A 24,007-nucleotide genomic window follows, 5' to 3' on the forward strand; every position below is an offset into this window, starting at 1 on the left:
CATGAGGACGCTCTGCTCCTCGACGCTGATCGGCGAGGCGCTGCTGGTGCTGTTCGCCGGGCTCGTCGCGATGCAGCTCTCGGACGTCCCCACGGCCACCGTCTGGACGGTCAGCGGCATCGCGATGGCACTCTGCGTGCTGCTCTGCGGAATGATCAACCGCCCCGGCGCGGTGGCGGTCGGCTGGGCGCTGCAGATCGGCCTGATCGCCAGCGGCTTCATCCTGCCGACCATGTTCGGCCTGGGCGTCGTCTTCGCCGGCCTGTGGTGGTGCTCGGTGCACTACGGCCGCAAGGTCGACGCCTTCAAGGCCGCCCGGGCCGCCGCCGAGGCCTAGCGACGGGCCGGCCGCAGGGCCGGTGTCCGGACCTCGCGTGAGCAGCCCGGGGCGGCCATCCGGGCTGCTCACGCAAGGTAACCTCTGGGGTAGTCGCATACCGCACGCCGAACCGATTCCCCAGGAGACGCACCGTGTCCCAGCGCACTCTCGTCCTGCTGAAGCCCGACGCCGTCAAGCGCGGCCTGGCCGGCGAGATCATCAGCCGCATCGAGCGCAAGGCCGGCTGGCGGCTGGCCGCCGTCGAGCTGCGGACCTTCGACCGCGCGACGCTGGAGCAGCACTACGAGGAGCACGTCGGCCGCCCGTTCTACGAGCCGCTGCTGGAGTTCATGACCTCCGGTCCGTCGATCGCCCTGATCGTCGAGGGCGAGGAGGTCGTCCCCGGCATCCGGATGCTGGCCGGTGCGACCAACCCGCTGGAGGCCGGCGCCGGCACCATCCGCGGCGACTACGCCACCATCACGCGCGAGAACCTGATCCACGCCTCCGACTCCGAGGCCTCCGCCGAGCGCGAGATCAAGATCTTCTTCCCGGCCCACGCCTGACCGGCACGCGCCTCGGGACCTTCGGGTGCCCCGGTCGGGACCATTGGCCCGGCCGGGGCATTCTTATCGTGAAATAGGGAACCAGGGACTCCGACACGGCGTCCCAATGCCCGGAGAAGCGATCACGCTCCGGACAATGGACGGTATGCCCCACGTCGACGTCCGTACTGACCGGCGTGACTACGATGGACGCGACTCAGGGCCCGGTACGGCTGATCAGCTGGTGTCCGCCCACGCGGTGGGCGCGCGTTCCTCGTCCACCCCGCAATGACTCCGAGCCCGGGAAGGCACCCACACCCCATGGCAAACAGCCTGTCGTTCATCGGCCGCGACCTGGCGATCGACCTCGGAACTGCCAACACGCTGGTGTACGTCAGGGGCAAGGGGATCGTCCTCAACGAGCCGTCGGTGGTCGCGGTCAACACCAACACCGGCGGGATCCTGGCGGTCGGCTCCGAGGCGAAGAAGATGATCGGCCGCACCCCGGGCAACATCGTCGCCATCCGCCCGCTGAAGGACGGTGTGATCGCCGACTTCGAGATCACCGAGCGGATGCTGCGCTACTTCATCCTCAAGATCCACCGCCGCCGCTACCTGGCCCGCCCCCGGGTCGTGGTCTGCGTGCCCTCGGGCATCACCGGAGTCGAGCGCCGCGCCGTGATCGAGGCCTCCTCGCAGGCCGGCGCCCGCCAGGTGCACATCATCGAGGAGCCGATGGCGGCCGCGATCGGCGCGGGCCTGCCCGTCCACGAGGCCACCGGCAACATGGTGGTCGACATCGGCGGCGGCACCACCGAGGTCGCCGTGATCTCGCTCGGCGGCATCGTCACCGCGCAGTCCATCCGGGTCGCCGGCGACGAGCTGGACAACGCGATCGTCCAGCACATCAAGAAGGAGTACTCGCTGCTCCTGGGCGAGCGCAGCGCCGAGCAGATCAAGATGAGCATCGGCTCCGCCTTCGCGCTGGAGGGCGAGAAGGACGAGCACGCCGAGATCCGCGGCCGCGACCTGGTCAGCGGTCTGCCCAAGACCGTGGTGATCTCCGCCGCCGAGGTCCGCGAGGCCATCGACGAGCCGGTCAACTCGATCATCGACGCGGTGAAGACCACCCTCGACCAGTGCCCGCCCGAGCTGGCCGGCGACGTCATGGACCGCGGCATCGTGCTCACCGGCGGCGGCGCCCTGCTGCGCGGCCTGGACGAGCGGCTGCGCCGCGAGACCGGCATGCCGATCCACATCGCCGAGAACCCGCTGGACTCGGTGGCACTCGGGTCCGGCAAGTGCGTCGAGGAGTTCGAGGCGCTCCAGCAGGTACTCGACGCCCAGCCGCGCCGTTAGCACAACCGACAGACCTGACAGTCAACTGAACGGCCCCCGCCCGGGCCCACGGCCCGGGTGGGCGGCCAGGTACGAAGGGGCAGTACCAGCACCGTGAGGGACACACGAGAGAGCCGGCTGCTGCTCATCCTGCTGGTGGCCGTCGCCTTCGCGCTGATCACCGTGGACATCAAGGGCGGTGAGAGCTCCCCGCTCGGCGGCGCCCGGCGCGTCGCCGCCGGTGTCCTCGGCCCGGTCGAGCGCGGCGCCGCCACCGCGGTCGACCCGGTGGCCGACACCGTCCGCGCCTTCCGCGACGCGGCCACCCACAGCGGCCGCACCGACCAGCTGGCCCGCGAGAACACCGAGCTGCGCCAGAAGCTCGCCTCCTCCGACATGGCGGGCGCGCGCACCAAGCAGCTGGACGACCTGCTGCGCACCGCGGGCGCCGGCGGTTACACCGTCAAGGCCGCCCAGGTGATCGCGATCGGCCCGGCCCAGGGCTTCTCCTGGACCATCACCATCGACGCGGGCAGCGACGACGGCCTCACCCGGGACATGACGGTGATCAACGGCCAGGGCCTGGTCGGGCGGATCACCACCGTCGCCCCGACCACCTGCACCGTGCTGCTCGCCTCCGACCCCGGCTTCAGCGCCGGCGCGCGGCTGGAGGGCAGCGGCGAGATCGGCTTCGCCTCGGGCGGTGGCACCAGCTCCATGAAGGTCTCGCTGCTCAACGGCAAGGCCCAGGTGAAGGAGGGCGACCGGCTGGTCACCTTCGGATCGCAGAGCGGCCGCCCGTTCGTGCCCGGCGTCCCGGTCGGCAAGGTGGTCCAGGTCGAGGCGAACCCCGGCCAGCTCACCAAGACCGTGCTGGTCGAGCCGTTCGTCCAGTTCACCCGGCTCGACCTGGTCGGCGTGGTGGTCGTGCCGCCGCGCGCGGACCCGCGCGACGCCGTCCTGCCGCCCGCGCCCGCCGCGCAGGGCCAGGCCCCGGCGGCGCCCGCCGCCCCCGTGGCCCCGGCCGCCGCGGTACCGCCCGCCAAGCCCTCCGGGGGGAACTGAGCCATGCGCCTCGCCCGCATCCCCGTCTCCGCCGTGCTGATCCTGCTCGGCCTGATCCTTCAGGTCAGCGTCTTCGGCCGGCTCCAACTCCCGGGTGCCACCCCCGACATACTGCTGCTCGTGGTGGTCGGCCTGGCCATGGTGTACGGGCCGACCGGCGGTTGCCTGGTCGGCTTCGCGGCCGGACTGCTGGCCGACCTCGCGCCGCCGTCCGACCACGCGATCGGCCGCTACGCGCTGGTGCTCTGCCTGATGGGCTACGCCGCAGGGCTGCTGCGCCCCGACCACGGCCGGCAGCGTTCGGTCTTCAGTGCGCTGCTGGTGGTCGGCGTCGCGGCGGTCGCCTCGACCCTGCTGTACGCGATGGTCGGCGCCCTGGTCGGCGACACCGCCGCCCGCCATGTGGGTCTGGGCAGCCTGGTGCTCACCGCCGTGCTGTACGACCTGCTGCTGGCGCCCTTCGTGGTGCCGGTGGTGATGCTGGTCGGGCGCCGCTTCGGGAAGGACCCGGTGGCCGCCGCCGCCGGGACCGACGAGGGCGGCCCGGGCCTGGGCACGCTGTCGCGCTACCGCACCACCCGTGAGGCCTCCTCCGGGCCGGGCTACAAGAAGCGGCGCTCGCTCGGCTTCGCCAAGCGCCCATAGGCCACCGGCCCCCTGTACATGAATTCCGGACCCCAGCACTCTGGAGCGCACGAGACGTGAGCAACATCCCCGAGACCGGCCGTACCCGGCGGGTGACGATCCGTCTGGTGGTGCTGCAGATCCTGGTGCTGTCGCTGCTCGCCACCCTGGGCGGACGGCTCTGGTACCTGCAGATCCGCAACGCCAGCGTCTACACCGCCAAGGCGACCGGCAACCACATCCGTGAGGTGGTCGAGCCCGCCGTGCGCGGCGAGATCCTGGACGCCTCGGGCCGCATCCTGGCCGGCAACGAGACCCGGCTGGTGGTCTCGGTCAGCCGGACCTCGCTGCTGCAGCAGAAGGACGGCGGCAAGGCGGTGCTCGGCCGGCTCGCCGAGGTGCTCGGCATGCCCGCCAAGGACGTCCAGGAGAAGGTCCGGCTCTGCGACGCCAAGACTCCGCAGCCCTGCTGGAACGGCTCGCCCTACCAGCCGATCCCGGTCACCAAGGAGGCGACCACCCAGCAGGCGCTGCAGATAATGGAGCGCCGCGAGGACTTCCCCGGGGTGACCGCGCAGCCCACCGCCGTCCGCCACTACACCGGCGTCGAGGGCGCCAACATGGCCCAGGTGCTCGGCTACCTCTCACCGGTGACGGACGAGGAGGTCAGCAAGACCGCCGACAAGACCGGGCTGGACCGCTACCTGCCCGCCGACCAGATCGGCCGGGCCGGCCTGGAGTCGGTGTACGACCGCGACCTGCGCGGCACCGCCGGGATCACCAAGCTGGAGGTGGACAACCTCGGGCGGGTGATCGGCAACGCCGGCATCGTCGAACCGAAGACCGGCGACAACCTGGTCACCAGCATCGACGCCCGGGTGCAGAAGGTCGTCGAGGACAACCTGGTGCAGGCGATGGCCGACGCCCGGAAGACCTTCGACAAGGTGACCAACCGCAACTACGAGGCCGACTCCGGCGCCGCCGTCGTGATGGACGTGCACACCGGGCGGATCGTGGCGATGGCCAGTGCCCCGACCTACGACCCGAACCTCTGGCAGGGTGGCATCTCCGGCAAGGACTACCAGGCGCTGACCAGCAAGGATTCCAACTTCCCGCTGCTGAACCGGGCCATACAGGGTCAGTCCGCGCCCGGCTCGACCTTCAAGGTCATCTCCACCACTGCCGCCGTGCAGGCCGGCTACTCGCTGGACGGGCGCTACCCGTGTCCGAAGAGCATGACCATCGGCGGCCGCGAGTTCAAGAACTTCGAGAGCGAGAGCTTCGGTGACATCTCGCTGGAGAAGGCGCTGGAGATCTCCTGCGACACCGTCTTCTACGGGCTGGCGTACGACCAGTGGATGAAGGACGGCGGCATCAAGCCGAAGAAGGAGACGGCGGACTGGTTCTACAAGACCGCCCACCAGTTCGGCCTCGGTGCCAAGACCGGGATCGACCTGCCGAGCGAGGTCACCGGCCGGGTGCCGGACCGGCAGTGGAAGCAGTCCTTCTACGACAACAACAAGGACGCCTGGTGCAAGCAGGCGGAGAAGGGCGGCACCACCTTCTCCGACCAGATCGCCCGGGAGAACTGCGTCGACGGCTACCAGATGCGGGCCGGTGACTCGGTCAACTTCGCGATCGGCCAGGGCGACACCCTCGTCACCCCGATCCAGATGGCCCGGATCTACTCGGCGCTGTCCAACGGCGGCACGTTCTACCGGCCCACCGTCGCCAAGGCGGTGATAAGCCCGAGCGGGGAGCTCGTCCGCGAGATCGCCCCGCACGAGGACGCGAAGTTCCCCGGTGACCAGAAGCTGCTGAGCTACATCGACCAGGCCACCGCGGGCGTCGTGACCGGTGGTACCGCCGCGTGGAAGTTCACCGGCGCGGGCTGGCCGCAGGGCAAGATCGAGCTGCACGCCAAGACCGGCACCGCCGAGGTCGAGGGCAAGCAGACCACCTCCTGGCTGACCACCTACAGTCGCGACTACGCGGTCGTGATGACGATAAGCCAGGGTGGCACCGGCTCCGGCGGCTCCGGCGACGCCGTCCGCCGGATCTACCAGGCGCTGTACGGCGTGGACGACAAGGGCAACGTGGACAACGGCAAGGCGCTGCTGGCCAAGCCGCAGGCGGAGCTGCCGAAGTTCAACCCGGACGGCACCGCGATCCTCAAGCCGGCCGCCTTCACCGAGGCCGGCGGCCCGGGGGTGGCCGGCGCCGCGCCGCGGGTCTTCCTGGACCCGGCGCAGCCGGTCGGCCCGTCGGCCCTCCACACCGCGGCGTACGCCGCGCTCGAACCCAACCGGGGCACCGGAAGGAGCCGGGTATGACCTCGTACGGCTCGTACCGCCAGCTGCGGCTCGCCCCGCAGCGCGGCGGGGTGTCCAAGTCCCTCGCCAAGGACTCGCCGCTCTGGCGGCTGGACTGGATACTGCTGCTGGCCGCGCTGATCCTGTCGCTCGGCAGCTCGCTGCTGGTCTGGTCGGCCACCCGCGGGCGGGACTCGCTCACCCACGGGGACCCGCAGTACTTCCTGTTCCGGCACCTGACCAACGTGGTGATCGGGCTGGTGCTGTGCGCGGTGGTGATAGCGATAGGGAGTCGGCGCTTCCGGACCCTGGTGCCGTTCCTGTACATCGGCGTGATCCTGCTGCTGGGCGCCACGCTGAGCCCGCTCGGCTCGACCATCAACGGCCAGCACTCCTGGATCCAGCTCGGCGGCGGCTTCTCGATCCAGCCGGCCGAGTTCGCCAAGCTGGCGATCGTGCTGGCGATGGCCGTGGTGCTCTCCGACCAGGTGGACGCGGGGGAGCGGGAATTCCCCTCGCACCGGGCGGTGTTCCGCGGGCTGGTCTGGGCGACGCTGCCGATGGCGGTCGTCATGCTGATGCCGGACGCCGGCTCGGTGATGGTGATGGCCGCGATCGTGCTGGGCATCCTGCTCGGCTCGGGCGCGGCCAACCGCTGGGTGCTCTGCCTGCTGCTGACCGGCACGGCCGGCTGTGTGGCGGTCTGGAAGCTCGGGGTGCTGAGCAAGTACCAGATCGACCGCTTCGCGGCCTTCGCCAACCCGGCGCTGGACCCGTCCGGCGTCGGCTACAACACGGCACAGGCCCGGATCGCGATCGGCTCGGGCGGGCTGACCGGCAAGGGGCTGTTCCACGGGACGCAGACCACCGGCCAGTTCGTGCCGGAGCAGCAGACCGACTTCGTGTTCACCGTGGCCGGTGAGGAGCTGGGCTTCCTCGGGGCGCTGGCGATCATCCTGCTGGTCGGGGTGGTGCTCTGGCGGGCCTGCCGGATCGCCCGGCACGCGACCGACCTGTACGGCACCATCGTGGCGGCCGGGGTGATCGCCTGGTTCTCCTTCCAGGCGTTCGAGAACATAGGGATGTGCCTGGGCATCATGCCGGTCGCGGGCATCCCGCTGCCGTTCGTGTCGTACGGCGGGTCGTCGATGTTCGCGGTCTGGCTGGCGATCGGGCTGTTGCAGGCGGTGCAGAGCCAGCGGCCGATAGCGGCCTGACGAGCCAGGCCCCCGGGGCCGGTCCGGATTCTCCGGGCCGGCCCCGCCGCTTTGCCCCGCGCCGCTCTTCGCCCCGCGCCGCTTTGTTCCGCCCCGGCCAAGCCCGCCCCGGCCTGAGCCGTCCGGCGTCAGCGGTCCGGGGCGAGGCACTCGGCGGCGGCGAACACCGCACGGGTCTGGTGGGTGATCTGGGTGTCGACCGGGACCCAGCGGGCGCCGAAGCGGTGGCGCAGCCGGTCGGAGCTCTCGGCGACGATCCGCTCGGCCCGCCGCCGGGCGGCGGCCACGGCCGGTCCGTCGGTGTCGGCCAGCAGCCGCAGCAGCATCGACGCCACCCGCAGCGGGATCCGGTCGGCGGCGATCCCCACCGCGGCGACCCGGGAGGCCGAGAGCGGCCGGGGGCACCACCGGGCCAGCCACTCGTCCGCGAGCCGCGGGCAGACCCCCAGATTGAACTCGGCGGTGCGCACCAGCGGGCCGTAGGCCGCCCTCGCGTGCGCCGGGACGTGGTCGAGCAGGGCGGTCAGCTCCTCGGCGCGGTCCCGGAGCGACCGGGCGGCGGCGCCCACCGCGCGGGCGACGTCCGGGTGCGGCCGGGTGTCGCCGACCGCCTCGACCGCCCACATCGGGACCTCCAGGACGGCCGTCACCCCGCCGTACCGCCCCGCGTACGACCAGGTGGACAGCGCCGGATCGTCCGGGAGGGCCTGGGGGAGGCCGCCCCGACCGGGCTCCGGCAGCACGTAGGTGCCGGGGGCCGGGCTCTCCCAGCCCGCCGCGTCGTACGCGTCGACGTCCAGCGGGATGCCCGCGCGCGCCACCGACCGGGCGAAGCGCTCGGCCAGGCCGGGGACGGGCCTGGTCAGCTGGACGAACGCGCCGCCGAAGTCCACGCCGTGCAGCGAGCACTGCAGGAACGGGCGGAGCTCGTCGATCAGACCGGTCAGCACCAGGCTCTCGGGCAGCGGTGCGCGGCCGGAGCCGGCCGAGGGCAGGAACTCCGGCTGCTCCTCGTAGGCGGGCCGGTAGAAGTGCTCGTAGTGCCGGCGCAGCGTGAGCGGCCCGTCCAGCCAGCCCTCGTTGAGCGCCGCGCCGTCCGGGTCCAGGCAGAGCAGGATGTGCCAGGGCACGCCCTCGCCGCCCGGCGGCACCGGGCGGCGCAGCAGCTCGCCCGCGATCCGCAGGGCGCTCGCCGGTCCGACCGGCTCGTTGGGGTGGGGGCCGCCGACCACCAGCACGCCGCCCGGGCCCTCGCCCACCGAGACCAGCACCAGCGGCCGCCCGGCACGGGAGCGGCCCACCTCGCGCACCCGGCAGCGGTCGGGGTGGAGCTGCGCGAGGCCGCGGGCGGCGGCCACCGCCTGGGCCACCGTGGGATACCGGTCCGGGCGCGGCGGCAGCGCGGCGTGGCTCAGCCGTCGACCGGTGTCGGTCATGACTCTCCTTGCCTCGGTCTCGGGCGGGCGGACCCGGGGCGCCCGGTCCTGGCGGGTCGCCGGTGGCGTCCCCGCGTCCCCTCCGGCCCGGCCGTACCACTCCGGCCCCCGCCCCGCGCCGCCGGCCTCGGCCGGGGCGGCCGGCGCGGGTTGCCGCGTGCATGGCCAACTTCCTTGCCCCGATGGCGTGCAGGACCTCCCGGCGGAGCCTTGCAAGTAGCGCACGGGCCGTCCGAGCGTGTCAATGACCGTTGTTCCCGGGATGGTGGGGCGGTGTCCACGTGGCGGGGTGCGCGCGGTCGCCGTGCGCCGGGCACGGCGCGTGGCCGACCGGTCGCGCGGACACCGGCCGCGCCGGCGGCCCGGTCGGACGACCCCGGGATTCGGCTACCCTTGAGGGTCACCCCTCCCAGCCGTCGCCGACCGTCCCGATCGGGATCGGATGCGCGCGACACCTCTCATCGTCGTAAGGGTTCCTAGTACATGACTGTCGAATCGGTCTTCCCACGCCTGGAGGCCCTCCTCCCGCACGTCCAGAAGCCGATCCAGTACGTCGGCGGCGAGCTCAACTCGACCGTCAAGGACTGGGACGCCTGCGACGTCCGCTGGGCGCTGATGTACCCCGACGCCTACGAGGTGGGCCTGCCCAACCAGGGCGTCATGATCCTCTACGAGGTGCTCAACGAGCGCGAGGGCGTACTGGCCGAGCGGACCTACAGCGTCTGGCCGGACCTCGAGGCGCTGATGCGCGAGCAGGGCGTCCCGCAGTTCACCGTGGACGCCCACCGCCCGGTGAAGGCCTTCGACGTGTTCGGGCTCTCCTTCTCCACCGAGCTCGGCTACACCAACATGCTGGCCGCCCTCGACCTGGCGGGCATCCCGCTGGAGGCCCGCGACCGGACCGACGAGGACCCGATCGTGCTGGCCGGCGGCCACGCCGCGTTCAACCCCGAGCCGATCGCGGACTTCGTGGACTGCGCGGTGGTCGGCGACGGCGAGCAGGCCGTGCTGGACATCACGGAGATCATCCGCGCCTGGAAGGCGGAGGGCCGCCCGGGCGGGCGCGAGGAGCTGCTGCTGCGCCTGGCGCGCACCGGCGGCGTCTACGTGCCGCGGTTCTACGACGTGGAGTACCTGGCCGACGGCCGGATCGCCCGCGTGGTGCCGAACGCCCCCGGCGTGCCGTGGCGGGTCTCCAAGCACACCGTCATGGACCTCGACGAGTGGCCCTACCCGAAGCAGCCGCTGGTCCCGCTCGCGGAGACCGTCCACGAGCGGATGTCCGTCGAGATCTTCCGCGGCTGCACCCGCGGCTGCCGTTTCTGCCAGGCCGGCATGATCACGCGCCCCGTGCGGGAGCGAAGCATCACCGGTATCGGCGAGATGGTCGAGCGCGGGCTGAAGGCGACCGGCTTCGAGGAGGTCGGCCTGCTGTCGCTGTCCAGTGCCGACCACACCGAGATCGCCGACGTGGCGAAGGGGCTGGCCGACCGCTACGCCGAGGAGAAGATCGGCCTGTCGCTGCCGTCCACCCGGGTCGACGCGTTCAACATCGACCTCGCCAACGAGCTGTCGCGCAACGGCCGCCGCTCGGGCCTCACCTTCGCCCCCGAGGGCGGCAGTGAGCGCATGCGCAAGGTGATCAACAAGATGGTGTCGGAGGAGGACCTGATCCGCACCGTCTCCACCGCGTACGGCAACGGCTGGCGCCAGGTGAAGCTGTACTTCATGTGCGGCCTGCCCACCGAGACCGACGAGGACGTGCTCCAGATCGGCGAGATGGCGAAGAACGTCATCCAGAAGGGCCGCGAGGTCACCGGTCAGAACGACATCCGCTGCACCGTCTCCATCGGCGGGTTCGTGCCCAAGCCGCACACCCCGTTCCAGTGGGCCCCGCAGCTGTCCGCCGAGGCCACCGACGCCCGGCTGGCCAAGCTGCGCGACTCCATCCGCGGCGACCGCAAGTACGGCAAGAACATCGGCTACCGCTACCACGACGGCAAGCCGGGCATCGTCGAGGGCCTGCTCTCGCGCGGCGACCGCCGGATCGGCGCGGTCATCCGCGCGGTCTACGACGACGGCGGCCGCTTCGACGGCTGGCGCGAGCACTTCTCCTACGACCGCTGGATGGCCTCCGCCGAGAAGGGCCTGGCCGGCACCGGCGTCGACGTGGACTGGTACACCACCCGTGAGCGCACCTACGAGGAGGTGCTGCCCTGGGACCACCTGGACAGCGGCCTCGACAAGGACTGGCTCTGGGAGGACTGGCAGGACGCCCTGGAGGAGGTCGAGGTCGACGACTGCCGCTGGACCCCGTGCTTCGACTGCGGCGTGTGCCCGCAGATGCAGACCGAGATCCAGATCGGCCCGACCGGGGTGAAGCTGCTGCCGCTGGCCGTGGTCAACTCCGGCGGTGGCGCGGGCACCGCGCACTCGCATGGGTGAGAACCCGGTCGTCGAGCGGGTCTGAGATCCCGGTCACAGCACAGGAGCCCTTCCCGGCCTGCCGGGGAGGGCTCCTCTGCGTGTCGGCGCCGTGCGCGGCCCGGGCCGTCGCGGGCAGCCCGCCGACCAGGGGCGGAGTGCGGGGGGTTCGCGGGCGCGTACCCTTTGAGATGACAGAGTCCGGACAGTGGCGGAAAAGCGCCGCGCCGGACGCGGACAACTGACTAAGGACTGAGCGACCTGGCACGCCGTACGCCCGACGGTCCGCCGCCCGCACCGACGGTGCAGCGGATCCGTCTCCGCTATACCAAGCGCGGCCGGCTCCGCTTCACCAGCCACCGCGACTTCCAGCGCGCCTTCGAGCGCGCGCTGCGCCGGTCGGCCGTGCCGATGGCCTATTCGGCAGGCTTCACGCCGCACCCGAAGGTGTCCTACGCCAACGCCGCCCCGACCGGGGTGGCCAGCGAGGCGGAGTACCTGGAGATCGGTCTCGCAGCCGTCCGTGACCCGGAGGCGCTGCGCGCACAGCTGGACGAGTCACTGCCGAACGGCCTGGACGTCATCGACGCGGTCGAGGTCCGGACGCCGAACTTCGTGGAGCGCCTCGAGGCCTCCGAGTGGCAGGTCCGGCTGGAGGGCGTCACCCCGGAGGAGGGGGCCCGCGCGGTCGCCCTGTTCCTCGCCGAGGAGCGGGTCGAGGTCGAACGCCGGACCAAGAACGGTCTGCGGGTCTTCGACGCGCGCGGCGCGGTGGCGGCGCTCGAAATCCTCCCGCCGCAGGTCGACGGCGGTACGGACACGGACGGCGGGGGGCCCCGCGATGTTCGGACGGGCCGTGCCTGTGCGATACTGCGCCTGGTAGTACGACACGCCACACCCGCCGTACGACCCGACGACGTATTGTCCGGTCTCCGTGTGACGGCCGACCTGGCGCCGCCGGTCCCCGCAGAGGTGACCAGGCTGGCGCAGGGGCCGCTCGACGAGGAGACCGGCACGGTGACCGACCCGCTGGCGCTCGACCGCGCCGCGGCCCCGGCCGGCCCAGTGGCGGCCGGCGAGCCGCGCGCAACCGCGTCCGCCTAGCGGGCGGAGGCCGGGCTCCAGTACCAAACTGGGCCCGATGGTCCTCCAGGCCCCCGCGGCTCCCCAGGGGAGCGAGCGTCGTCGAAGCACAGGCCGGCCTCTTGTGGCCCGCCGACCCGGATGGTCGGTGGGCCCGAGGACCCCGTCCGGGAGCCACCCGGGGTTGGGGGACGGCACAGCTTGGGAAAACCTCAGAAGACTGGTCAGACCAGAAGACTTTCGACACCCCGCCGCGTGCGGGGCGCCGAGCGAGACTACGAGCCCCTGTGCGGCCTCGCGTCCGCACGGCGGCACCGTGAAAGGGTCCGGCCCGAGCATCGTCCGCGATGCCGGCCGGCCGCCGGTGCCCAGCCGTGCCTGGATACGGAGCCCGGGGGCCTGACGGGAGATCCACCCGCATGCTCGATAACACCGATCCGCAGACCGCGGACCAGAACGAATCCGCCGTGACCGGTGGCGACGGCGCGTCCGCCGCGCCGCCGCGCCGCCGCCGCCGTGCGGTGTCCCGCCCGGCGGGCACCCCGCAGGGGGCTGCCACCGAGGGCGCCGAGACGGTGCTCCCGGTCGAGGCCGCGGCCGCCGAGGCGCCCGTCGAGGCCGCGCCCGCCGCCGAGCCGGTGGCGGAGAAGCCCGTCCGGGCCCGTCGCACCCGCAAGCGTGCCGAGGCCCCCGCCGGGGCGCCCGCCGAGACCGCGGCCGAGGCGCCCGTCGAGGCCGCGCCCGTCGAGGCCGCGCCCGTCGAGGCCGCGCCCGCCGCCGAGCCGGTGGCGGAGAAGCCCGTCCGGGCCCGTCGCACCCGCAAGCGTGCCGAGGCCCCCGCCGGGGCGCCCGCCGAGACCGCGGCCGAGGCCCCCGTCGAGGCGCCCGCCGCCGTCGTCGAGGCCCCCGCCGAGACCGCGCCCGCCGCCGTCGTCGAGGCCCCCGCCGAGACCGCGCCCGCCGCCGAGGAGGCCCCGGCCGCGCCGGCCCGCCGCCCGCGCCGCCGCCGTGTGGTCGAGGCCGCGCCGGTGGTCGAGGCCCCGGTCGAGGAGCCCGCCGCCGAGGAGGAGCCGGTCGAGGAGGAGCCGCAGGCCGAGGAGGCTCCCGTCGCGGAGACCGCGCCCGCCGCCCCCGCCCCGGCCGCCGTCGAGGCGCCGGCCCCCGCCGCCGAGCCGGCCCCCCGGGCCCGCCGCCGTGCGGTCCGCCCGTCCACCGCGATCTTCCAGGCCCCGGTCTTCCAGGAGCCCGCCCCGTTCGTCGCCGCGCAGCAGCCGGCCGCCCCGGCGGCCGTGGAGCCGCAGGCCCCGGCGCAGGCCCCCGTGAAGGCTTCGGCGAAGTCCTCGGCGAGGTCCTCGGCCAAGGCCCCGGTGCAGGCTCCGGCCGTGGCCGCCGGCGGGACCGAGGAGGACGAGTACGAGTACAGCGGCGTCGGCCGCCGTCGCCGCACCCGCACCCAGGTGCGGGTCCAGGCTCCGGCCCGCCGCCAGAAGCCCGCGGTGGTCGAGGCCCCGCCGGCGCCGCCCGCCCCGCCGGCCCCGGTCGAGGAGCCCGTCGTCGAGGTCGAGGCCCCCGTCGCCGGTCCCGGCCCCGAGGTCGAGGACGAGTGGGAGGACGGCCGTCCGTCCCGCCGTCGCCGCCGGGGCGGCCGTCGCCGCCGCCGTGGCGAGGCCGAGGACTTCGAGGCCGAGGCCGCCGAGACCGAGCAGCCCTCCGAGCAGCCGGCCGCCGCCGCCGTCGACGAGGAAGAGGAGGGCGACGAGGACGACGACCTGGCCTCGGGCCTGGCCTCCTCCCGCCGCCGTCGCCGCCGTCGCCGCCGCAGTGGTGAGGCCGGCGCCGCCGAGGCCGCCGAGACCACCGAGGACGGCGTCCGCACCGTGGTGAAGGTGCGCGAGCCGCGCCGCCGCTCCACCGAGCCGTCCTTCGACCCCGACGAGGTGCAGTCCATCAAGGGCTCCACCCGTCTGGAGGCCAAGAAGCAGCGCCGCCGCGAGGGCCGCGAGCTGGGCCGCCGCCGGGTGCCGATCATCACCGAGGCCGAGTTCCTGGCCCGCCGGGAGTCGGTCGAGCGCGTCATGGTGGTGCGCCAGAACGGCCAGCGCACCCAGATCGGCGTCCTCGAGGACGGCGTGCTGGTCGAGCACTACGTCAACAAGGAGCAGGCCACCTCGTACGTCGGCAACGTCTACCTGGGCAAGGTCCAGAACGTGCTGCCGTCGATGGAGGCCGCCTTCGTCGACATCGGCAAGGGCCGCAACGCGGTGCTGTACGCCGGTGAGGTCAACTTCGGCTCGCTGGGCGGCCACGGCGGCCCGCGCCGGATCGAGTCGGTGCTGAAGTCCGGCCAGTCCGTGCTGGTGCAGGTCTCCAAGGACCCGATCGGCCACAAGGGCGCCCGCCTGACCAGCCAGATCTCGCTGCCCGGCCGCTACCTGGTGTACGTGCCCGAGGGCTCGATGACCGGTATCTCCCGCAAGCTGCCGGAGAACGAGCGCGCCCGTCTGAAGCAGATCCTCAAGAAGATCGTCCCGGACGACGCGGGCGTCATCGTGCGCACCGCCGCCGAGGGCGCCTCCGAGGACGAGCTGACCCGGGACGTCCAGCGCCTCCAGCAGCAGTGGGAGGAGATCCAGAAGAAGGCCGCGACCGGCAACGCCCCCGCGCTGCTGTACGGCGAGCCGGACATGACCGTCCGGGTCGTCCGCGACATCTTCAACGAGGACTTCACCAAGGTCATCGTCTCCGGCAACGAGGCGTGGGACACCATCCACGACTACGTCTCCAACGTCGCCCCCGACCTGGCCGAGCGCCTGACGCGGTGGACCTCCGAGGTGGACGTGTTCGCCACCTACCGGATCGACGAGCAGCTGATGAAGGCGCTGGACCGCAAGGTCTGGCTGCCCAGCGGTGGTTCGCTGGTGATCGACCGCACCGAGGCGATGGTCGTCATCGACGTCAACACCGGCAAGTTCGTCGGCCAGGGCGGCAACCTCGAGGAGACCGTCACCCGGAACAACATCGAGGCGGCCGAGGAGATCGTGCGCCAGCTGCGGCTGCGCGACCTCGGCGGCATCATCGTGATCGACTTCATCGACATGGTGCTGGAGTCCAACCGGGACCTGGTGCTGCGCCGTCTGCTGGAGTGCCTGGGCCGGGACCGGACCAAGCACCAGGTGGCCGAGGTCACCTCGCTGGGCCTGGTCCAGATGACCCGCAAGCGGGTCGGCCAGGGCCTGCTGGAGTCGTTCTCGGAGCCGTGCGTGCACTGCAACGGGCGCGGCGTGATCGTGCACATGGAGCAGCCGAGCGCCCACGTCCACTCCGGTGGCGGCCAGGCCGTCGCGGCCGGCGAGGCGGGCTCGGGTGGCGGCAAGCGCCGGCGCCGGGGCAAGGGCGGTGCGGCCCAGGAGGAGCCGCAGGCCGCCGTCGAGTCCGACGTCGAGGTGCTGGAGGAGTCCGAGCGCGAGGAGATCGAGGGCCAGCTCGCGATCGAGGTGCCGGTGGCCGAGGCCCCGGCCGAGGTCGTGGCCGAGCCGGTCGTCGCCGAGCAGCCGGCCCCCGTCGAGCCGGCCCAGCCGAGCCTGGTCGAGATCCCGGCCGCCTCCGCGGCGCCCGCCGGCCGTACCCGCCGCCGTGCGGTGCGCAAGGCGACGGCTCCGGCCGGTGCGCCCGCCGAGGCCGAGATCGTGGTGCTGCAGGCCCGTGCCGACGCGGCGCTGCAGGCGGCCTTCGCGGCCGCCGAGGCGCCGGAGGAGGCCCCGGCCGAGACCGCTGCCGAGACGCCCGCAGAGGTGCCCGCAGAGGCCGTGCCGACCCCGGTCGAGGAGACCGCGGCCGTCACCGGTGCCCCCGCCGAGGAGGCCCCCGAGGCCGCCGCGGAGGAGGCCGAGGAGGCGCCCGCTCCCAAGAAGCGGGCCGCGCGCAAGACCGCCGCCAAGAAGACCGCCGCCAAGAAGACCACGGCGACGGCGGCGGCCAAGAAGACCACCGCCCGCAAGACCGCGACCAAGCGGACCAGCGCGGCGGCCAAGAAGGCCGCGGCCGCCGAGGGTGATTCGGCAGCCGAGTAGTGCCCGCGGTCCGGGGGGCGGGTGACCGCCCGCCCCCCGGCCCGTACGGTCCGGTTTGCCCCACCGGCGGCCGGTCCGTATTCTTGACCCTCGGCGTGTCTACGCCACGCTCCCGAGCACATCACCTCCCGAGCCCTTCGGTTTCCGAAGAGCGCAGGGGGAGGCCCCTGTGTCCGTACCCAGGTGGCTGGCATCGGGAGTTTCGACCGAGTTAGGAAAGTAGGTACCGCATGTACGCGATCGTTCGCGCAGGCGGCCGCCAGCACAAGGTCGCCGTCGGCGACGTGCTGGAGATCGACCGTATTGAGGCCAAGGCCGGTGACTCGGTCGAGCTCTCGACCATCCTGGTCGTCGACGGTGAGGCCGTCACCTCCGACCCGTGGGTGCTCGCCGGCGTGAAGGCTCACGCCGAGGTGGTCGACCAGACCAAGGGCGACAAGATCGTCATCCTGCGCTACAAGAACAAGACCGGTTACCGTCGCCGCCAGGGTCACCGCCAGCGCCACACCGCTGTGCGCATCACGAGCATCGACTCCGTCAGCAAGTAAGGGGATAGCGAGATGGCACACAAGAAGGGCGCAAGCTCTACCCGTAACGGCCGTGACTCGAACGCCCAGCGCCTCGGCGTGAAGCGCTTCGGCGGCCAGGTTGTCTCCGCCGGCGAGATCATCGTCCGCCAGCGCGGCACCCACTTCCACCCGGGTGCGGGCGTCGGTCGCGGTGGCGACGACACCCTGTTCGCGCTGACCGCCGGTGCGGTGCAGTTCGGCACCCGTCGCGGCCGCAAGGTCGTCAACATCGTGGCCACCGAGGCCTGAGTCTGACAAGACTCACAATGAAGGGTGGGCCGGAATGTTCCGGTCCACCCTTCATGCTTTAGAGCAGGTCAACACTTTCTTCGCACTGGAGGCACACCCATGACCACCTTCGTGGACCGCGTCGAGCTGTACGTCGCCGCGGGTAACGGGGGCCACGGCTGCGCCTCCGTGCACCGGGAGAAGTTCAAGCCGCTCGGCGGGCCCGACGGCGGCAACGGCGGTGAGGGCGGCAGTGTCATCCTCACCGTGGACGCGCAGATCACCACCCTGATCGACTACCACCACTCGCCCAAGCGCAAGGCCACCAACGGCAAGCCCGGCGCGGGCGGCAACCGCACCGGCGCGGACGGCCACGACCTGGTGCTGTCGGTGCCGGACGGCACGGTCGTGCTGGACCGGCAGGGCAACGTGCTCGCCGACCTGGTCGGCCACGGCACCAGCTTCATCGCCGCGGCCGGCGGCCGCGGCGGCCTGGGCAACGCGGCGCTGGCCTCGTCCCGCCGCAAGGCGCCCGGCTTCGCGCTGCTCGGCGAGCCCGGCGAGTTCCGCGACATCGTCATGGAGCTCAAGTCCGTCGCCGACGTCGCCCTGGTGGGCTACCCGAGCGCCGGCAAGTCCTCGCTGATCTCGGTGCTCTCCGCCGCCAAGCCGAAGATCGCGGACTACCCGTTCACCACCCTGGTCCCCAACCTCGGGGTGGTCACCGCCGGTGAGACGGTCTACACCGTCGCCGACGTGCCCGGCCTGATCCCGGGCGCCAGCCAGGGCCGCGGTCTGGGCCTGGAGTTCCTGCGGCACGTCGAGCGCTGCTCGGTGCTGGTGCACGTGCTGGACTGCGCCACCCTGGAGCCGGGCCGCGACCCGCTGACGGACCTGGAGACCATCGAGGCCGAGCTGGCCGAGTACGGCGGTCTGGAGGACCGGCCGCGCCTGGTCGCGCTCAACAAGATCGACGTGCCGGACGGCCAGGACATCGCCGACCTCACCCGGGAGTCGCTGGAGGAGCGCGGCTACCGCGTCTTCGAGGTGTCCGCCGCCTCCCGCAAGGGCCTGCGCGAGCTGAGCTTCGCGATGGCGCAGATCGTCTCCGAGGCGCGGGCCGCCAAGCCCGTCGAGGAGTCCACCCGGATCGTGCTGCGGCCCGCCGCCGTCGACGACGAGGGCTTCACCATCACCGAGGAGGATGGCGCCTTCCACATCCGCGGCATCAAGCCGGAGCGCTGGGTGCGCCAGACCGACTTCTCCAACGACGAGGCCGTCGGCTACCTGGCCGACCGGCTGGCCCGCCTCGGCGTCGAGGACAAGCTGTGGAAGGTCGGCGCCCACGAGGGCGACACCGTCATCATCGGCCCCGAGGAGAACGCCGTCGTCTTCGACTGGGAGCCGACCATGGCCGCGGGCGCCGAGATGCTCGGCCGCCGCGGTGAGGACCACCGCTTCGAGAACCCGCGCCCGGCGGTCGACCGCCGCCGTGACAAGCAGAAGGGCCGGGACGCCGCGGAGACGGAGTTCCTGGCCTTCGAGGCGCTGTCCAACAGCCGTCAGAGCGCCATCGAGGGCGACGACGACGAGTAGGCCCGTACAAAGCGGCGGCCCCCGCCACCCTTCCGGGTGGCGGGGGCCGCGGCTTTGTGGTGCGAGGTCACTTCGCCCAGGAGGCCTGGTACTTGGTCCGGTCGGTCGAGTCGGTGTAGGCGACCAGGCCGACCGCCTTGCCGGTGATGCTGACGATGTCGCAGCCCTTGGCCTCCATGCCCTTCGCGACGCCCTGGAACTTGGCGCTGGTGCACTTGGGAACCGGCTTCGCGGCGTCCTGCGAGAAGAAGCCCTGCTTGCCCTCCTGGTCGAACACCAGGAACTTGGAGTTCGGCGCGGTGAAGGAGAGCTTGGTGTCCCCGAGGTTCTTGATGGTGTAGCTGACGTACACCAGCGTGCGGCCGTCGAGGCCGGTCACGCTGTTGCCGGCGGCCTTCAGGTCCTCGATCGAGCCGATCTCGTAGCCGGTCACGGTGACTTCGAGCTTGGTGTTGATGTTCGAGGTCTTGTCGGCGAACTCGACGGTGGCCGGCTGGCCGACCTTGACCGCGTTGGCGGCCTTGGGCAGGGCGCCCGCCGCTCCGCCGGCCGCGGCGCCTCCGGCGGCCGCGCCGCCCGTCCCGGCCCCGCCCGCGGCGGCGCCGGTGGCCCCGGCCGAGGGTGCGCCGGCGGCTCCGCCGGTCGCGCTGCCGCCCGCTGCGCCGGCGGCCCCGGCCGTGGCGGCGGGGGAGCCGGCCGCTCCTCCGGTGGCGGCCGCGCCGCCCGTGGCGCCCCCGGTCGCCGGGGTGGTGGCCGCCGGAGCGCCGCCCGCGGCGCCGGCGGTGCCCCCGGCGGGGTCGGCGTTGTCCGGGCCGCAGGCGGCGAGCGAGAAGGCGGTGGCCGTCGCCAGGGCGGCGACGGTGAGCTTCATGGTGTTCGAACGCATCTGTGCGCTAACTCCTGGGCACGCGCCCGCGAACCGTTCCCGGCATGCCCGTGCGGTGGTGCCCGATCCAAAAGGGTTGGAGACATGGGTACAGCGGGCAAGAAGCCGTCCCCCGATCTGGCTTTCGGTCAGGGACCATACCAGCCATCCGGATTGTCGGCCGACCGGCGCCGACCGGCCCCGGCCGCGGCCGTCCGGTGCCCGTCCAGCGGATGAAATGCGCTGCGGGCGGGACACGCCGATCGCGTAGATTGCGCACGTAACGGCCGGGCCCGGTCCCGTCGTACCGCACCACACCGGAAGGGCGTACAGCGAGATGAGCGAGGACTCACTGCGCGAGGAGGTGCTGACCGCACGGCGGATCGTCGTCAAGGTCGGCTCCTCCTCCCTCACCACCGCGTCCGGCGGCCTGGACGCCGACCGGGTCGACGCCCTGGTGGACGCGCTCGCCAAGGTGCGCGGTCGCGCGGACGCCCCCGAGGTGGTCCTGGTCTCCTCCGGTGCCATCGCGGCGGGCCTGGCCCCGCTCGGCCTCGACCGGCGGCCCAAGGACCTCGCCCGCCAGCAGGCCGCCGCCAGCGTCGGGCAGGGCCTGCTGGTCGCCCGCTACACCGCGTCCTTCGCCCGGTACGGGATCCGGGTCGGCCAGGTGCTGCTGACCGCCGAGGACGCCAGCCGCCGCGCGCACTACCGCAACGCCTACCGCACCCTGGACCAGCTGCTGGCGATGGGGGCGATGCCGATCGTCAACGAGAACGACACCGTCGCCACCGCCGAAATCAAGTTCGGTGACAACGACCGGCTCGCCGCGCTGGTCGCCCACCTGGTCCGGGCCGACCTGCTGGTGCTGCTCTCCGACGTGGACGGCCTCTACGACGGCGACCCGAGCCGCCCCGGCACCAGCCGGATCGCCGAGGTCGGCGGCCCGCACGACCTGGACGGCATCGAGATCGGCAGCGCTGGCAAGGCCGGCGTGGGCACCGGCGGCATGGTCACCAAGGTCGAGGCCGCCCGGATCGCCACCGGCGCGGGCATCCCGGTGGTGCTCACCGCCGCCAGCCACGCGGCCGACGCCCTGGCCGGCCGGTCCACCGGCACGCTGTTCCGGCGCACCGGCAGCCGCTCCTCCGACCGGCTGCTCTGGCTGGCCCACGCGAGCAGCCCGCGCGGAGCCCTGCACCTGGACGAGGGGGCCGTCGCGGCGGTCGTCTCCGGGGGCGCCTCGTTGCTGCCCGCCGGGGTCACCAAGGTGGACGGAGAGTTCGCTGCGGGTGATCCGGTGGACCTTCTTGGCGAAAACGGCCACATCGTGGCGCGCGGACTGGTCAACTTTGATGCGAGGGAGTTGCCCCGCCTGCTCGGCCGGTCCACCCGTGACCTGGCCCAGGAGTTCGGCGCCGCGTACGAGCGCGAGGTCGTCCACCGGGACGACCTGGTCGTCCTGCGCGGCTGACCGGCCTGCACGGCCGACGGGCCGCTCCGCACGGGGCGGGGTGGGACCGGCCTCCCCGGCCCTCGGCAGGGCGGCGGCGCCGCCCCGGCCGCGGGCGAGGAGGGGCGCAGCCGTACGCGCCGGGCCGGGGTTGACGCGGACGACGACACGACATCGCCGAACAGGAGGCCGCCGGTGGAACGCAGGCGCGAGGCAGCGCTGACCGGAGGAGCGGCGGGCCGCCGGCTGACCAGCATCGACGGCGGACGCGGTGACGGCGGCCCCGCCGGACCGGCCGGTCCGCCGCGGGAGTCCGGCACGGTCCGCGGGCTCGGTCCGGAGCGGCGGGACGAGGGGGATCCGCCCACGGTGCCCGAGCAGGCCCGGCTCTGGCACGTGGTGCTGAGCGTGGCCGGCAAGGTCACCCCGCTGTCCGCGCTGCGGGCCGGGCTGGAGCGGCTGGCGCACGACCACTCGTTCTTCCTCACCGCCCGCTACGCGGCCGACCACGCCGAGATCCGCTACTGGGAGCAGGCCCGGGACCTGCACGACGCGGCGGCGATCGCGCTGCGGCTGTGGGGCGAGCACAAGGTGACCGCCGGCCTGCCGCCGTGGGAGATCGTCGGGCTGGAGGTGGTCGACCGGGCGACGTACCACAAGCGGGTCGCCGAGGGCTTCGGCGATCCGCCGCCGCACCTGGGCGGGGTCCACCCGTACTGAGGCCGGGGGCCGGGGTGCTTCGCTCGGGGCGTGTCTCACCGGGCGAAATGCCCGGCGGGCGGTGCCGGCCCAGTCGCTACCCTTGGCGCATGACCAGCGATCTCGCCACCGCCGACAGCCCCGTCCTCGCCGTAGCGCGCCGAGCCAGGGAGGCCGCCGCCGCGCTCGCCCCGCTGCCGCGCCGGGTGAAGGACGCGGCGCTGGTGGCGATCGCGGACGCCCTGGTGGCCCGCAGCGCCGAGATCACCGCGGCCAACGCCGAGGACGTCGCGCGCGCCCGCGCGGCCGGCACCGCCGAGTCCGTGGTCGACCGGCTCGCCCTCGACGACGAGCGGATCGCCGCGATCGCCTCGGACGTCCGCGACGTGGCGGGCCTGCCCGACCCGGTCGGCGAGGTGGTGCGCGGCTACACCCTGCCCAACGGCCTGGACGTGCGCCAGGTCCGGGTGCCGCTCGGTGTCGTCGGCATCATCTACGAGGCCCGGCCCAACGTCACCGCCGACGCCGCCGCGCTCTGCCTGAAGTCCGGCAACGCCGTGCTGCTGCGCGGTTCGGCCTCCGCCTACCGGTCCAACACCGCGCTGACCGAGGTGCTGCGCGACGCCGTCGCCTCGGTGGGCCTGCCCGCCGACGCCGTCCAGCTGGTCCCCGGCGAGAGCCGCGACTCGGTGACCGAGCTGATGCGCGCCCGAGGCCTGGTCGACGTGCTGATCCCGCGCGGCGGCGCCTCGCTGATCCGCGCGGTCGTCGAGGGTTCGACCGTCCCGGTGATCGAGACCGGTACCGGCAACTGCCACGTCTACGTGGACGCGCAGACCGACCTGGCGATGGCCGTCGGCATCCTGCTGAACTCCAAGGCGCAGCGGGTCAGCGTCTGCAACTCGGCGGAGACCCTGCTGGTCCACCAGGACGTGGCGGAGGCCTTCCTGCCGCTCGCGCTCGCCGCCCTGGCCGAGGCGGGGGTGACCGTGCACGGCGACGACGCGGTGCTCAAGGCCGCCGAGGGCTCGCCGGCCACCGTGGTGCCGGCCACCGAGGAGGACTGGGAGGCCGAGTACCTCTCCTACGACCTGGCGGCCGCCGTGGTGCCCTCGCTGGAGGCCGCCGTGGAGCACATCCGCCGCTGGTCCTCCGGCCACACCGAGGCGATCGTCACCACCTCGCAGGCCGCCGCCCGCCGCTTCACCCAGCTGGTCGACGCGACCACGGTGGCCGTCAACGCCTCCACCCGGTTCACCGACGGCGGTGAGTTCGGCTTCGGAGCCGAGATCGGCATCTCCACCCAGAAGCTGCACGCCCGCGGCCCGATGGGCCTGCCCGAGCTGACCAGCACCAAGTACATCGTCACTGGTGACGGGCATGTCCGGGGCGAGGCGACGCAGACCGTGGGGGGCTCGGCGGCCACCGGTTGAGCCCGGCCGGCCGGTCCGGCGTCACACGTGTGACGGACCAACTGCGAGGAGCCACAGACAAATCGCCCGCCCGGTAATACGCTGAATCCGTGGCTGAGGATGTGGGGGGCTTGCCGTACCCCGACGGCGCCGACCACGGTGGTGCGGACGACGAGTTCGCCACCGTGGTCTTCGATGAGGCCTTCGTGCGGTCCGCCGCCGTTCACGAGCCGACGGCCAAGGAGCGGCAGCTCGCCGCTGCCGAGGCCCGGTTCGAGTCGGACGCGGTGGGACCGGGCTGGGGGTATGACGTCTCCGCGGGCGACGGGCTGCCGCTGGAGCTGCGCCCGCACCCGAGCGGGCTCGACGACGACCATCTCTACCCTGATCCGTGGTCAGGGCCGGGCCGGACCTCCGGGCGCCGGTCGCGCCGCTGGGGCCGGGCGAGCGTCTACGACCCCGTCCGGGCCGGCCGCGGGCGCTATGTCGCCCAGCAGCGCTGGCACCGGCCGGTGGCCTGGGTGCTCGCCGTGATCATGGGCGTCAGCCTGGTCGCGGTGGCCGTCGCGGCGATCTACCAGGGTGTGGGCGGTACCGGGGGTGCCCCCCGGCGGCCCGAGTCCGGCAGCAGCAGTGCGGGGGTCGACCCGACGCCCCCGCCGGCCGAGCCGTCGCTCGTGGTCACCGCCCCGGCGGGCTGAGGCACTGATCCGCCCGGACCGGGCACCGACCGGCCCCGCGGCGGCGGCCTG

Annotated in this window: 19 protein-coding genes; 17 read left to right on the forward strand and 2 right to left on the reverse strand. The window is 73.2% G+C overall.

Features of this window, described 5'->3' with window-relative positions; translation table 11 throughout:
- The first annotated feature begins 1 nt into the window (after nt 1).
- From ACGFZP_RS00280 to rodA, 7 genes are all read left to right on the forward strand, one after another.
- Nucleotides 2–337 carry a DUF4233 domain-containing protein gene (locus tag ACGFZP_RS00280; RefSeq protein ID WP_387939687.1) on the forward strand — a complete coding sequence of 112 codons (336 nt, stop codon included), beginning with the start codon at nt 2–4 and terminating at the stop codon, nt 335–337.
- A 134-nt stretch (nt 338–471) separates the two neighbouring features.
- Nucleotides 472–885, forward strand: a complete 414-nt coding sequence (ndk, locus tag ACGFZP_RS00285) for a nucleoside-diphosphate kinase (protein ID WP_387939689.1) — start codon at nt 472–474, stop codon at nt 883–885.
- A 312-nt stretch (nt 886–1,197) separates the two neighbouring features.
- Nucleotides 1,198–2,223: a rod shape-determining protein gene (locus tag ACGFZP_RS00290; RefSeq protein ID WP_392928275.1), complete on the forward strand. Its 1,026-nt coding sequence runs from the start codon at nt 1,198–1,200 to the stop codon at nt 2,221–2,223.
- A gap of 93 nt (nt 2,224–2,316) precedes the next feature.
- The gene (mreC, locus tag ACGFZP_RS00295) at nt 2,317–3,267 is read left to right on the forward strand and encodes a rod shape-determining protein MreC (protein ID WP_392926965.1); all 951 of its coding nucleotides are present in this window, start codon (nt 2,317–2,319) and stop codon (nt 3,265–3,267) included.
- A 3-nt stretch (nt 3,268–3,270) separates the two neighbouring features.
- A complete protein-coding gene (gene mreD, locus ACGFZP_RS00300) occupies nt 3,271–3,912 on the forward strand; it encodes a rod shape-determining protein MreD (RefSeq protein ID WP_392926966.1) in 642 nt (213 codons plus the stop codon).
- A 56-nt stretch (nt 3,913–3,968) separates the two neighbouring features.
- Complete coding sequence (gene mrdA / locus ACGFZP_RS00305; RefSeq protein WP_392926968.1) at nt 3,969–6,224, forward strand: penicillin-binding protein 2; 2,256 nt, start codon at nt 3,969–3,971, stop codon at nt 6,222–6,224.
- Nucleotides 6,221–7,420 (forward strand): rod shape-determining protein RodA, encoded by a 1,200-nt coding sequence (gene rodA, locus ACGFZP_RS00310; protein WP_392926969.1) that lies wholly within the window; start codon nt 6,221–6,223, stop codon nt 7,418–7,420. Before mrdA ends, rodA begins: the two co-directional genes overlap by 4 nt.
- Nucleotides 7,421–7,548: 128 nt before the next feature.
- On the opposite strand, the gene ACGFZP_RS00315 is transcribed toward rodA, so the two are convergent.
- Nucleotides 7,549–8,856, reverse strand: coding sequence for a M14 family zinc carboxypeptidase (locus ACGFZP_RS00315; RefSeq protein WP_392926971.1), 1,308 nt, complete (start codon nt 8,854–8,856; stop codon nt 7,549–7,551).
- A gap of 483 nt (nt 8,857–9,339) precedes the next feature.
- Here ACGFZP_RS00315 and ACGFZP_RS00320 point away from each other — a divergent pair, with 483 nt between their 5' ends.
- The 6 genes from ACGFZP_RS00320 to obgE all read left to right on the forward strand — a co-directional run bounded on the left by ACGFZP_RS00320 (nt 9,340) and on the right by obgE (nt 18,826).
- The gene (locus ACGFZP_RS00320; RefSeq protein ID WP_392926972.1) at nt 9,340–11,301 is read left to right on the forward strand and encodes a TIGR03960 family B12-binding radical SAM protein; all 1,962 of its coding nucleotides are present in this window, start codon (nt 9,340–9,342) and stop codon (nt 11,299–11,301) included.
- Between the two features lie 282 nt (nt 11,302–11,583).
- Nucleotides 11,584–12,384, forward strand: coding sequence for a TIGR03936 family radical SAM-associated protein (locus ACGFZP_RS00325; protein WP_392926974.1), 801 nt, complete (start codon nt 11,584–11,586; stop codon nt 12,382–12,384).
- 398 nt (nt 12,385–12,782) lie between these two features.
- On the forward strand, nt 12,783–16,433 hold the full coding sequence (locus ACGFZP_RS00330) for a ribonuclease E/G (protein WP_392926975.1): 3,651 nt from the start codon (nt 12,783–12,785) through the stop codon (nt 16,431–16,433).
- 230 nt (nt 16,434–16,663) lie between these two features.
- Nucleotides 16,664–16,981 (forward strand): 50S ribosomal protein L21, encoded by a 318-nt coding sequence (rplU, locus tag ACGFZP_RS00335; RefSeq protein ID WP_392926978.1) that lies wholly within the window; start codon nt 16,664–16,666, stop codon nt 16,979–16,981.
- Nucleotides 16,982–16,993: 12 nt separating this feature from the next.
- A complete protein-coding gene (gene rpmA / locus ACGFZP_RS00340) occupies nt 16,994–17,251 on the forward strand; it encodes a 50S ribosomal protein L27 (protein ID WP_327676860.1) in 258 nt (85 codons plus the stop codon).
- A gap of 99 nt (nt 17,252–17,350) precedes the next feature.
- Nucleotides 17,351–18,826 (forward strand): GTPase ObgE, encoded by a 1,476-nt coding sequence (gene obgE, locus ACGFZP_RS00345; protein ID WP_392926980.1) that lies wholly within the window; start codon nt 17,351–17,353, stop codon nt 18,824–18,826.
- A gap of 67 nt (nt 18,827–18,893) precedes the next feature.
- Here obgE and ACGFZP_RS00350 read toward each other — a convergent pair whose 3' ends face one another.
- Nucleotides 18,894–19,712, reverse strand: coding sequence for a hypothetical protein (locus ACGFZP_RS00350; RefSeq protein WP_392926983.1), 819 nt, complete (start codon nt 19,710–19,712; stop codon nt 18,894–18,896).
- 316 nt (nt 19,713–20,028) lie between these two features.
- Between ACGFZP_RS00350 and proB the strand changes: the two genes are divergently transcribed.
- The 4 genes from proB (at nt 20,029) to ACGFZP_RS00370 (ending at nt 23,956) form a co-directional block, all read left to right on the forward strand.
- Nucleotides 20,029–21,165 carry a glutamate 5-kinase gene (proB, locus tag ACGFZP_RS00355; protein ID WP_387939719.1) on the forward strand — a complete coding sequence of 379 codons (1,137 nt, stop codon included), beginning with the start codon at nt 20,029–20,031 and terminating at the stop codon, nt 21,163–21,165.
- A gap of 174 nt (nt 21,166–21,339) precedes the next feature.
- Nucleotides 21,340–21,864, forward strand: a complete 525-nt coding sequence (locus tag ACGFZP_RS00360) for a hypothetical protein (RefSeq protein WP_392926985.1) — start codon at nt 21,340–21,342, stop codon at nt 21,862–21,864.
- A gap of 89 nt (nt 21,865–21,953) precedes the next feature.
- On the forward strand, nt 21,954–23,276 hold the full coding sequence (locus ACGFZP_RS00365) for a glutamate-5-semialdehyde dehydrogenase (RefSeq protein ID WP_392926986.1): 1,323 nt from the start codon (nt 21,954–21,956) through the stop codon (nt 23,274–23,276).
- An 89-nt stretch (nt 23,277–23,365) separates the two neighbouring features.
- Entirely contained in the window at nt 23,366–23,956 is a 591-nt protein-coding gene (locus ACGFZP_RS00370; protein ID WP_392926988.1) for a hypothetical protein, read from the forward strand.
- The last annotated feature ends 51 nt before the right edge of the window (nt 23,957–24,007 follow it).

Source organism: Kitasatospora sp. NPDC048239 (genome assembly GCF_043202015.1).
GTDB lineage: Bacteria > Actinomycetota > Actinomycetes > Streptomycetales > Streptomycetaceae > Kitasatospora.

Excerpts from the sequence above, each read along its gene's own strand:
- ACGFZP_RS00280 (WP_387939687.1), top strand. The coding sequence starts at position 2 with ATGAGGACGCTCTGCTCCTCGACGCTGATCGGCGAGGCGCTGCTGGTG.
- mreD (WP_392926966.1), top strand. The coding sequence starts at position 3,271 with ATGCGCCTCGCCCGCATCCCCGTCTCCGCCGTGCTGATCCTGCTCGGC.
- rodA (WP_392926969.1), top strand. The coding sequence starts at position 6,221 with ATGACCTCGTACGGCTCGTACCGCCAGCTGCGGCTCGCCCCGCAGCGC.
- ACGFZP_RS00315 (WP_392926971.1), bottom strand. The coding sequence starts at position 8,856 with ATGACCGACACCGGTCGACGGCTGAGCCACGCCGCGCTGCCGCCGCGC.
- ACGFZP_RS00320 (WP_392926972.1), top strand. The coding sequence starts at position 9,340 with ATGACTGTCGAATCGGTCTTCCCACGCCTGGAGGCCCTCCTCCCGCAC.
- ACGFZP_RS00330 (WP_392926975.1), top strand. The coding sequence starts at position 12,783 with ATGCTCGATAACACCGATCCGCAGACCGCGGACCAGAACGAATCCGCC.
- rplU (WP_392926978.1), top strand. The coding sequence starts at position 16,664 with ATGTACGCGATCGTTCGCGCAGGCGGCCGCCAGCACAAGGTCGCCGTC.
- rpmA (WP_327676860.1), top strand. The coding sequence starts at position 16,994 with ATGGCACACAAGAAGGGCGCAAGCTCTACCCGTAACGGCCGTGACTCG.
- obgE (WP_392926980.1), top strand. The coding sequence starts at position 17,351 with ATGACCACCTTCGTGGACCGCGTCGAGCTGTACGTCGCCGCGGGTAAC.
- ACGFZP_RS00350 (WP_392926983.1), bottom strand. The coding sequence starts at position 19,712 with ATGCGTTCGAACACCATGAAGCTCACCGTCGCCGCCCTGGCGACGGCC.
- proB (WP_387939719.1), top strand. The coding sequence starts at position 20,029 with ATGAGCGAGGACTCACTGCGCGAGGAGGTGCTGACCGCACGGCGGATC.
- ACGFZP_RS00365 (WP_392926986.1), top strand. The coding sequence starts at position 21,954 with ATGACCAGCGATCTCGCCACCGCCGACAGCCCCGTCCTCGCCGTAGCG.